General features: G+C 67.9%; 9 protein-coding genes. 1 reads left to right on the top strand and 8 read right to left on the bottom strand.

Annotated features, from left to right (window positions below):
* Nucleotides 1-94: 94 nt before the first annotated feature.
* From ABIN76_RS13540 to ABIN76_RS13515, 6 genes are all read right to left on the bottom strand, one after another.
* Nucleotides 95-1516: an MBL fold metallo-hydrolase gene (locus ABIN76_RS13540; protein ID WP_346960207.1), complete on the bottom strand. Its 1422-nt coding sequence runs from the start codon at nt 1514-1516 to the stop codon at nt 95-97.
* 165 nt (nt 1517-1681) lie between these two features.
* Complete coding sequence (locus tag ABIN76_RS13535; protein WP_346960206.1) at nt 1682-3268, bottom strand: LCP family protein; 1587 nt, start codon at nt 3266-3268, stop codon at nt 1682-1684.
* 141 nt (nt 3269-3409) lie between these two features.
* Nucleotides 3410-4369 carry a GTPase Era gene (era, locus tag ABIN76_RS13530; protein WP_346960205.1) on the bottom strand — a complete coding sequence of 320 codons (960 nt, stop codon included), beginning with the start codon at nt 4367-4369 and terminating at the stop codon, nt 3410-3412.
* Nucleotides 4353-5684 carry a hemolysin family protein gene (locus ABIN76_RS13525; RefSeq protein WP_346960204.1) on the bottom strand — a complete coding sequence of 444 codons (1332 nt, stop codon included), beginning with the start codon at nt 5682-5684 and terminating at the stop codon, nt 4353-4355. The genes era and ABIN76_RS13525 overlap by 17 nt, the downstream gene beginning before the upstream one ends.
* The gene (ybeY, locus tag ABIN76_RS13520; RefSeq protein ID WP_175321062.1) at nt 5681-6154 is read right to left on the bottom strand and encodes an rRNA maturation RNase YbeY; all 474 of its coding nucleotides are present in this window, start codon (nt 6152-6154) and stop codon (nt 5681-5683) included. Before ybeY ends, ABIN76_RS13525 begins: the two co-directional genes overlap by 4 nt.
* Nucleotides 6151-7239, bottom strand: coding sequence for a PhoH family protein (locus tag ABIN76_RS13515; RefSeq protein WP_346960203.1), 1089 nt, complete (start codon nt 7237-7239; stop codon nt 6151-6153). Before ABIN76_RS13515 ends, ybeY begins: the two co-directional genes overlap by 4 nt.
* A gap of 331 nt (nt 7240-7570) precedes the next feature.
* Between ABIN76_RS13515 and ABIN76_RS13510 the strand changes: the two genes are divergently transcribed.
* On the top strand, nt 7571-8506 hold the full coding sequence (locus ABIN76_RS13510) for a GerMN domain-containing protein (protein WP_346960202.1): 936 nt from the start codon (nt 7571-7573) through the stop codon (nt 8504-8506).
* A 78-nt stretch (nt 8507-8584) separates the two neighbouring features.
* Here the strand turns inward: ABIN76_RS13510 and ABIN76_RS13505 are convergent, their stop codons facing one another.
* A complete protein-coding gene (locus ABIN76_RS13505; protein WP_346960201.1) occupies nt 8585-9352 on the bottom strand; it encodes a 16S rRNA (uracil(1498)-N(3))-methyltransferase in 768 nt (255 codons plus the stop codon).
* Nucleotides 9353-9354: 2 nt separating this feature from the next.
* Entirely contained in the window at nt 9355-10482 is a 1128-nt protein-coding gene (dnaJ, locus tag ABIN76_RS13500) for a molecular chaperone DnaJ (RefSeq protein ID WP_346960200.1), read from the bottom strand.
* Nucleotides 10483-10534 lie beyond the last annotated feature (52 nt).

Genomic DNA, 10534 nt, shown 5'->3' with positions numbered 1-10534 from the left:
GCCCTCGCGGCTTAGGATCTTACTTGGCCAGTCCAACTTTCGGGGACCAGTTCAGATTCCCCCGGCCCGCCGCTGTTGTGGTTATTTGCCGGTGTTAGCTGGCCGGGACGGTTTCCTTGGCCTGCTGGGCCGACTGCTGTTGTGCGTTCCACGCAGCGTAGCTGCCGTCGAGTTCGACGACGTCGTAGCCGGCGCGGCGCAGGGCGCTGGCCGCGACGGAGTTCCGGACGCCGCTTTGGCAGTAGGACACGATGGTGCCCTCGGCGGGGAGTTCGTCCAGGTGCCACATGACGCGGCCGCCGCTGAGCTGGTAGGAGCCGGGGATGTGCCCGGCGGAGTGCTCGGTGCGGTTGCGGACGTCCAGGACCATCGCGGCGTCGAAGCCGTCGAGTTCCTCGGGCTGGATCAGCTTCGGCACGGAGACCGGCAGGCCTTCGAGGCCGGTGACGTAGCCGGCGACCTTGTCGATGCCGACGCGGACCAGGTGGTCCCACATTTCCTGCGCGGCGGCCTGGTCCGGGGCCAGGAGCACCAGCGGGTTGGTGTCGGTTTCCGGGTTCACGACCCAGGCGCCGAAGCTGGCGGTGGATTTGCCGGCCGGGACGTTCACGGAGCCGGTGACGGTACCTTCGTGGACCTCGTTGTTCGGGCGGGTGTCCACGAAGATGACCTTGTCCGCGGCGAGGTCGGCGGCGACGTCGGCGGTGGCGAGTTCGGCCAGGGGTGCGCGTTCGCCCATCACGGCCGGGCCTTCCCGGTTTTCACGCTTCATCCGGGCGAAGTAGGCGTGCGCGTCGGGCTGGCCGTCGAGGAGTTCGTCGATGAAGCCCTGCTCGTCGTTCGCGGCCAGGTACGGGCCCCACCAGGCGTAGAGGCGTTCGTAGCCGACCGTGGAGGACGGGATCGCGCCCAGGGCCTTGCCGCAGGCGCTGCCGGCGCCGTGGCCGGGGTGGACCTGGACGTGGTCCGGCAGGGTCAGGAACTTATCGCGCAGGCTCGCGAAGAGCTGCTTCGCGCCGGCGAACCGGGTATCAACCCCGCCGGCGGCCTCGTCCAGCAGGTCCGGGCGGCCCAGGTCGCCGGAGAAGACGAAGTCACCCGAGAGCAGGTAGCCCGGGGCGTCGGCGAACGCGCCGTCGGTGATCAAAAAGGACAGGTGCTCCGGGGTGTGCCCGGGAGTGTGGAGGGCCTTGACCGTGATGTTGCCCAGCTTGATCTCATCGTTGTCGTTCAGCCGCCCGGCGTCGAACCCGTACTGCCAGTCCGCTCCGCCCTCGCCCGAAACATACGCGGCAGCGCCCGTCGCGGCAGCCAGTTCCCGGGTCCCGGACAGGAAGTCCGCGTGGATATGCGTCTCGGTCACCGCGACGATCTTCATCCCGTTCGCGGCAGCAAGATCCCGGTACACGGCAATATCACGCCGGGGATCAACCACCAGCGCCTCACCCTTGGCCTGGCAACCAATGAAATAGCTCGCCTGGGCAAGGTCTTCGTCGTAAATGCGCTCAATAAGCATGGGGCTCTCTTTCGTTGGACGGGCGTGGTGCGCCGGGAGGTCATCCTCCCTCGCCTACCTCCAACAATAATACCCCCGGGGGTATAAGACAACTCCTGGCCGCAGGGGCTAAACAACGCGAGGGGCCGGCCTTCCGGCTAGCCCCTCGCGTCTGCCCCGGTCGTCCTAGGGCACGACCAGCGCCGGGTTCGCCTGCTGGCAGACGGTGTCGCCGGCAGTCTGGTTGACGATGTCCGGCGGCAGCGACACCGGAGCGTCGGCCTGCTTGGCACCGGACTTGTAGTCGCTGCCCACGTACACCTGAACGCCGGTGACGCCAGCGGCCGGGAGCACCTGCTTCGCCGGGATACCCAGCAGCGCGGCGACGTCGGCCGCGACGTCGGCGGAATCCGCGCCATAGTAGACAGCCGTGGACGCCACCGCCGCGGCATCGAACGCGCTGGTCGCGGCGAAGCCGCCGGCCTTGAGGGCTGTCAGGACTTCCTGGGACCGCGCGGGGTTGCCCGAGCCGTTGGCCACGGCAACGGGCTGCAGCGCCTTGTCGTACGCCGGGGCGGGCAGCGCGGTGCTGGCAGTCGGCGTGGCACTGGCCGACTCGCCGGCGGTCGCAGCCGGGGTGGCCGACGGTTTTGCGGTCGGGTCGGTCAGGTCGATGTCCTTGCGCAGCGCCGCAAACAGCTGGGAGGCTGCGGGCTCGGCCAGCTGCAGGCGGTTCTCGTCCGACACGGCCGGCTCGGTCGGCGCGGCCACGAACGCCACCTTGCCGACGTCGATGTTCTTCAACCGGTTCCCGACCGTCAGCAGCGTCGGCACCGAGGCCAGGCCGTCGTCGATGGTCAGGTTCTTGGTAATCGCGTCCGCGATGGTCAGCATGCGCGCCGGGTTGGACAGGGTGCCGTCGTCCTTGATCTTGCGGACCAGTGACGAGAGGAACCCCTGCTGGGCCTTGATCCGGCCCAGGTCACTGCCGTCGCCGAAGGCATGCCGCGTGCGGACAAAGGAAAGTGCCTGCTCGCCCTTGACTTTGGAGGTACCCTTGGGCAGCCGCAGGCCGGAGTCAGGATCGAAGACCGCGTCGCTGATGCAGACGTCCACGCCGCCGACGGCGTTGGAGAGTTCCTTCACGGCGTTGAAGTCCGCCATCATGAAGTGGTCGATCTCCAGGCCGGTGAGCTTGTTAACGGTGTCCACGGCGCAGCCGATGCCCGCCTCGGTCATCGCGGCATTGATCATAACGCCGTCCTGGGCCGGGTACTGCTTGTTGGTTTTCGGATCCTTGCACTTGGGAAGGTCGACCAGGAGGTCGCGCGGGAAGCTGATCACGCTGACGCGTTTGTTGTCCGCGGAGATGTCCATCAGCATCATGACGTCGGAGTGGCCGTAGCCGGACGAGTCATCCTTGCTGCCGTACTGCGAGTTCTTGCCGTCGCGGGTGTCGGTGCCCAGGATCAGGATCTGCATCCGCCCGGTGGCGTCGTCCGGGGCGCTCTCGGTCCGGCTGTTGCCCGCGCCGAGGGCCTGCGTGGTGATGTTTCCCTGCAGCCGGAAGACCCAGTAGGCGCCGAAGGCGATAACCCCCACGAGCAGGACCGAGAGAATGATCGTGGCGGCCTTCAGCCATCCGGGAATCCGCCGGACGGTGCCCAGGTGGCGGGCCGGGCCGACGGACGCGTCGTCCGCGTGCCGGGATGCCGCGTTTGACCGAACCGGGGGGCGGGTTCCGTCTGCACGGTTGTCACGGGGTCGAACCACGGGTGGTGCCTTCCTTAGCGAGCGGGAATTCCCTATTTTAGAGGCCGAAACTGGGAAAACCCCGATGGGCATGCCCGGTCCGGGCCCCGGCTTTTTAGCGGGGCCCGGCCCGGCGGGTTGCCGCGGCCGGTTTTGTCCGGCCTAGAAGCCGAGTTTCACCAGCTGCTTCGGATCCCGCTGCCAGTCCTTCGCGACCTTGACGTGCAGGTCCAGGTAGATGCGGGCGCCAAGGAGCGCCTCGATGGCCTTCCGCGCCGTGGTGCCTACCTCGCGGAGCCGCGCTCCGCCCTTGCCGATGATGATGGCTTTCTGTGAGGGCCGTTCGACGTAGAGGTTGACCCGGACATCCAGGAACGGACGGTCCTCGGGCCGGTCCTCGCGCGGGACGATCTCGTCGACCACCACGGCCAGCGAGTGCGGAAGTTCATCACGGACGCCTTCGAGGGCGGCCTCGCGGATGAGTTCGGCGATCATCACTGCTTCGGGCTCGTCGGTGAGGTGGCCGTCCGGGTACAGCGGAGGCGACGGCGGCATGTGGCTGATCAGCACATCGGCGACCGTGCCGACCTGGAACCCGTCCGTCGCGGAGACGGGGACGATGTCTTTCCAGCCGTCCTCCCCCAGCACCTCGCGGCCCAGCGCCGCGACGGCGAGCAGCTGCTCGGTCAGCGCCTGCCGGTCCACCGTGTCGGCCTTCGTCACGATCGCGATGACCGGCTTGTTCCCGATGGCGGCCAGCTGGGCGGCAATGAACTTGTCGCCGGGGCCGATCTTCTCGTTGGCGGGCAGGCAGAAGCCAATGGCGTCGACCTCCGCGAGGGTGTCCGCGACAAGTTCATTGAGGCGCTTGCCCAGCAGGGTACGCGGCCTGTGCAGCCCCGGGGTGTCGACCATGATCAGCTGCGCGTCGTCACGGTGCACGATGCCCCGGATGGTGTGGCGGGTGGTCTGCGGCTTGGCCGAGGTAATGGCGACCTTCTGCCCGACCAGCGCGTTCGTAAGGGTGGATTTTCCCGCGTTGGGCCGTCCCACCAGCACCGCGAACCCGGCCCGGTACCCGCCGAAGGGCGCTTCGCCGTCGGACTTATTCTGCTTGCTCACGTGGAACTCCCTGTTGCGTTGATTCGGCCTCGTCGAGTAGGTCTTCAAGGTCAGTTTCTTCCTTTGGCACCGCGGCCGCAATGATGTGGCTGACGCGGTTCCGGCGGCCTTCCAGCCGGTCGGCCCGGAGGCTGACGCCGTCGACGCTGACAGTGCTGCCAACGATCGGCACCCGGCCTAGCGCTTTGGCGAGCAGGCCGCCCACAGTGTCCACTTCGTCGTCGTCGAGCTCCAGGTCGAAGAGTTCGCCGAGGTCATCGATGCTCATCCGGGCGCTGACCCGGTAGCTGCCGTCGCCCAGCTCCACGGCCTCAGCGGCCTCGGTGTCGTATTCGTCCACGATCTCGCCGACGAGTTCCTCGATCAGGTCCTCGAGCGTGACCAGCCCGGCCGTGCCGCCGTACTCGTCGATCACGATCGCCACGTGCGTGGATTCCTTCTGGAGTTCGCGCAGCAGCTCGCTCACCGGTTTGGAGTCGGGCACATACCGGACCTCGCGGGCCAGGTCGTCGACGACGGGCGGCTCCTGCCCGCCGGCCAGATTGTGGACCACGGCGGCGACGTCCTTGAGGTAGACGATGCCGAGAATCTGGTCCGTGTTCTCGCCGATGACCGGGATCCGGGAGTACCCGGAACGGAGGAACAACGACATGGCGCGGTGCAGGCTGGAGCCGGAATCGATGCTGAGGATATCGGTCCGGGGCACCATCACGGAGCGGACCAGCGTGTCGCCGAAGTCGAACACGGACTGGATCAGCTCGGCTTCGTTGTCCTCGATCACGTCCGATTCGCTGGCGCGATCGACCAGTTCGCGGAACTCCTCTTCGCTGAAAAACGCCTCGTTGTCAGCGGGCGCACCGGGGGCCACGGCACTGCCCAGGGTGACCAGCCAGCCCGGAATCGGGCCGAGCACCCAGCAGAGCCAGCGGATCAGCGGGGCGGAAAAACGGACCATGCCCGCGGAGTGCACGCGGCCCAGCTGGCGCGGGGACACGCCGACGATCACGAAGCCCACCAGGGCCATGATGCCGGTGGCCGCCAGCCCGGCAAGCCAGACATTGTCCAGCAGGCTGTGCAGCAGCACCGTCACCGCCACCGCGGAGGCCATCTCGAACCAGATCCGCCAGAACCTCAGGGCGCGCATGTGGGCCACAGGCTGGGCCATGATCCGTTTCAGTGCCCCGCCGCGGCTCTGCAGGATCGCGTGTTCGGCGTCGTGCCGGGGAAGGTAGTTGAAGGCGGCCTCCGCCGCGGTGAGCACGGCGGCAAAGCTGAGGAAGACCAGCGCCATGCCGGCCAGGATCAGTGGCGTCACTGAATCGTCTCTGCCGGGGCGTCCTTGCCGGTGAAGCCGGAGAGCAGCTCGCGCTGCAGCCCGAACATCTCTTCCTTCTCCTCCGGTTCGGCGTGGTCGAAGCCCAGCAGGTGCAGGATCCCGTGCGTCGTCAGCAGCAGCATCTCGTCCTGGGTGGAGTGCCCGGCGTTCTTAGCCTGCACCTCGGCCACCTGGGGGCAGATCGCGATGTCGCCCAGCATCCCCTGCGGGGTGGGCTTGTCCGGGGTGCCGGGGGTGAGTTCGTCCATCGGCACGGACAGCACGTCAGTGGAGCCGGGCTCGTCCATCAGCTCGATGTGCAGCTTCTCCATGGCGGGTTCGTCGACCAGCAGGATGGACAGCTCCGCCTGCGGGTGGATGAAGAGCCGTTCGAAGACGAACCGGGCCAGGGCCACCAGTTCGGCTTCGTCCACCGTGACGCCGGACTCGTTGTTGACCTCGATGCTCATGCGTGTTCTCCCCGGTTCTCCCGGGCGACAGAATGCTTGACCCGGTTCCTCTGTGTCTCGTCCCAGACGCTGTAGGCGTTGACGATGTCGCCCACCAGCCGGTGCCGGACGACGTCGGACGCGTCCAGCACGGAAAAGTTGACGTCCTCGATACCCTGCAGGATGTCCTCGACGATCCGCAGCCCGGAGCGGGTGCCGAACGGCAGGTCCACCTGGGTGACGTCGCCGGTGACGACCATTTTGGAGCCGAAGCCCAACCGGGTGAGGAACATCTTCATCTGCTCGGGGGTGGTGTTCTGGGCCTCGTCCAGGATGATGAACGCGTCGTTCAGGGTGCGCCCGCGCATGTAGGCCAGCGGCGCCACCTCGATCGTGCCGGCGGCCATCAGGCGCGGGATCGACTCCGGGTCCATCATGTCGTGCAGGGCGTCGTAGAGCGGGCGCAGGTAGGGATCGATCTTGTCGCTGAGGGTGCCGGGCAGGAACCCGAGCCGCTCCCCCGCCTCGACGGCCGGCCGGGTCAGGATGATCCGGCTGACTTCCTTTTGCTGCAGCGCCTGGACCGCCTTGGCCATGGCCAGGTAGGTCTTGCCGGTGCCCGCCGGTCCGATCCCGAAGATGACCGTATTCGCGTCGATCGCGTCCACGTAGTTCTTCTGGTTCAGGGTCTTGGGCCGGATGGTCTTGCCGCGGCTGGAGAGGATGTTGTGGGTCAGGACGTCGACCGGGTTCTGCAGCGACTGGCTGCGCAGCAGCGCGACAAGCTGCTGCAGCACGGCGGGGGTGATGACGGTTCCGCGCGCTACCAGGCCGCGCACCTCGTTGAGTAGCCGCATGATCCTGGGGACGTCCGTGGCCGGACCGTTGATGGAGAGCTCATTGCCGCGGACATGGAAGTCCACATCGGGGAACTGGGTTTCGATGAAGCGCAAGGCTTCGTCATGGCTGCCCAGGGACTGCACCATCTGGTCGGAATTGTCGAACAGGACCACCTCCGTCCGCAGGCCTGGGAGGGAGTGGGGGAATTCCCCTGCGGTGCGGTCGCCCGCGCTGATCCGGGCCTTGCCGTTGGCTGCTTCAGTCATGGTGTTGGCCCGTGGGCCTCTGGTCCCCTCCAGTTTCGGAAATGGTCTCACCGCTCCGGCACGGGCCGACGGCGTTCCGGGCCGTCCGCGCCGGGCTGCAGCGGGTGCTTCCATCTTACGCCAGCGCGGGCCGGCGCCGGCGCGGGCCGCGCGTCCGCCGCGTCGTTAGGTATCAACTTCATATCGTCCTCATATCGTTCCCGTTGCAGTTCGGCGCACAGCCCGGAATCCCGTCCGGAGCGCAGGCGCCTTGTGTAATGCTGGATTCGGCCCTGCCGGGCCCGCCGAGCGAGAAACACAGCGAAGGAACAGGGCAATCAGCCAGCGTGGAGTGAACAAGACAGCAGCAGGGCGGCGCATCCGCCGCAGCGTGCTGTTCGTTGTGCTGCCCGCTGCCCTCGCCCTGTCCGGCTGCGTCGCCACGCCCCAGCCGGGAATCACCAATGCTGATACGCCCTCGCATACGGTCCCCGGTCCGGCCGCCGGGGTGGCCACCACCAGCGCACCGCTGGAGTCCACGCAAGCCTCCAACAAGGCCCCGGTCTATTGGATCGGCCGGAGCAACGACAACGTTTTCCTTTACCGCGAATTCCGGGACGTGCCCGAGGAGGACAATCCGATTACGCGGGCCCTGCGGGTGATGATGTCGCAAAAGCCGCTGGATCCGGACTTCTTCACGCCCTGGCAGAACCCCAAGATGCTCGCCACCTCGATCTCGGGCAAGAACGTCATCACGGTCGATGTGTCGGCGGACGCGTTCAACAGCAACGTCGACGCGGACATGGCCGAACGCGCCATCCAGCAGCTTGTTTACACCGCCACGGCCGCAGGCGCCAGCGCCGGGCTGACCGATACCGGCCAGCAGATCCAGGTGGTGGTCCTCGTCGACGGGCACACCGACTATGTCGCCTTCAACCGGGTCCGGCTCGGTTCGCCAACGTCGCGCAGCGCCGGGATGGTGGCGCCGGTATGGATCATCGATCCGCAGGAAGGCACCGAGGTGGCGGACGGTGCGGTCAAAATTTCGGGCCGCAGCACGGTCCCGGGCGGAAAACTTCATTGGGAGCTTCTGCGGGTCGACGGGACCAGCAAGACGCCGTATTTGAACGGCGACATCACCGCCGCCGCCGACGCCGACAAGTCCGGGTTGTTCAACCTCGCCCTGAACCTCGGTCCGGGCAACTACGAGGTCCGGGTCTCCCAGATGGACCCGGCCGGCAAGGTCAAGGACCTGAACGTCGATACCCGCGGGTTCACCGTCCGCTAAGACCGGCACCGGCCTGACGACCGTTGCCCTTCGGCGCCGCGGGACACCTGCCGGACCTGATGAGCGTTCGGCCGGCGGTTACCAGCGTCCCAGAATGTCGCTGGCCAGCACCGTGGCGGCGGGCCCGGCGGTGGACGAGCGCAGCACGTGGTGGCCCAGCAGGGCGGTGACCGCGCCGGCGTCGCAGAGCCGGGTCACCTCGCGCGGGCTGATTCCGCCTTCGGGTCCCACGATCAACAGCACCTCGCGGGGGACGCCGTCGGCCGCCTCCCGGTGCCAGGCTTCCAGCACCTGGCGCAGGGGCCGCACCGCGTCCTCATGCAGGATCACGGCAAGGTCCGCGGCGGCCACGGCCGCCTGCAGTCCGTTGCCGTCGACGGCGGGGCGGACTTCCGGAATCCAGGCCCGGCGCGCCTGCTTGGCGGCCGCCGCCACCACCGACTGCCATTTGGCGTGCGCCTTCGCGGCGCGCTCAGGTTTCCAGCGGACAATCGACCGTTCCGCCTGCCAGGGGACGACGGCGTCGATCCCCAGTTCCGTCGCGGTTTCGGCAGCCAGTTCGTCCCGGTCCCCCTTTGCCAGCGCCTGCACCAGCACCAGCCGGACGTCGGGCCGCGGCTCGGTGCTGACCTCGCTGCACTCAACGGTCAGCTCCTGGGGCGCGGCAGCGGTCACCGTGCCGGTGATGCGCTTGCCGGCGCCGTCGGCAATGTCGACGGCCTCCCCCACCGCCAGGCGCTTGACCGTCACCGCGTGGCGCGCCTCGGCGCCCTCGAGGACGAACGTCGCGCCGGGGACCTGCTGGTCCAGGGAGCCTGCGGGGGTGAAGAAGACCGGGTTACTCACCGCTACAGGTTACCGAGCCGGTCCCGCAGCTTGGCGAAGACGCCGCCGCTGGCAGCAAGCTTCCCCTCGGTGAACTGCTCGCCGCGGAGTTTGGCGAGCTGCCGGAGCAGGTCCTCCTGGGCGGCGTCGAGCTTGGCCGGGGTGTCCACCTGCAGGTGGACCTTGAGGTCTCCGCGGCCGTAGCCGCGCAGGTGCGTCACACCCAGGCCGCGGAGCGTGATGACCTCGCCGGACTGGGTGCCGGCCTTGACGTCGATTTCCTGCTGCCCGTCGAACGTGTCCAGGGTCAGTTCCGTGCCCAGCGCCGCGGCGGTCATCGGAATGTTCAGGCTCGCGTGCAGGTCGTCGCCTTCGCGCACATAGGTGGCGTCGTTGTTGACCCGGATCTCGACGTAAAGGTCGCCGGAGGGCCCGCCGGCCGGACCGGCCTCGCCCTGGCCGGAGAGCTGGATGCGGGTGCCGGTGGCGACGCCGGCCGGAACCTTCACGGTGAGCGTGCGGCGGCTGCGGATGCGGCCCTGGCCGGCGCACTCGTTGCACGGGTCCTTGATGACGGTGCCGAAGCCCTCGCAGCTGCCGCAGGGGGCCGTGGTCATGACCTGGCCGAGGATCGAGCGCACGGCCCGCTGGACCTGCCCGCTGCCGCCGCAGATGTCGCAGCGTTCGGGGTGGCTGCCGGGCCGGCAGCAGGAGCCCTCGCAGGTGGGGCAGGTGACGGCGGTGTCCACTTCAAGCTTCTTGTTCACGCCGAAGACGGCGTCGCGGAGGTCGATCCGGACGCTGATCAGCGCGTCCTGGCCGCGGCGCACCCGGGACGCGGGGCCGCCCTGGCCGCCGGCGCCGCCGAAGAAGGTCTCAAAGATGTCCTGGAAGGCGAAGCCCTGGCCGGCATAGCCGCCGCCGAAGCCGTTGTCGGTGCCGTTCTCGTTGCCCGTGGTGTCATAGACGCGGCGCTTCTGCGGGTCTGACAGCACCTCGTAGGCGTGGGTGACCGCCTTGAAGCGTTCGGAGGCGTCGTCCCCGGGGTTCACGTCCGGGTGCAGGGTCCGCGCAAGCTTGCGGTAGGCCTTCTTGATCTCTTCCCCCGTCGCTTCACGGGAGACTCCAAGAACGTCATAGTGGCTGCTCAAAGTGTGTATCTCTTCCTTTTTGTACTGCCAGTGGGGCACTGCCTGTAGTGGG

Source organism: uncultured Arthrobacter sp. (assembly GCF_964021775.1).
Classification (GTDB): Bacteria; Actinomycetota; Actinomycetes; order Actinomycetales; family Micrococcaceae; genus Arthrobacter.
Note: the sequence above shows the minus strand (reverse complement) of the source record. Positions and strands in the feature narration are given on the sequence as shown.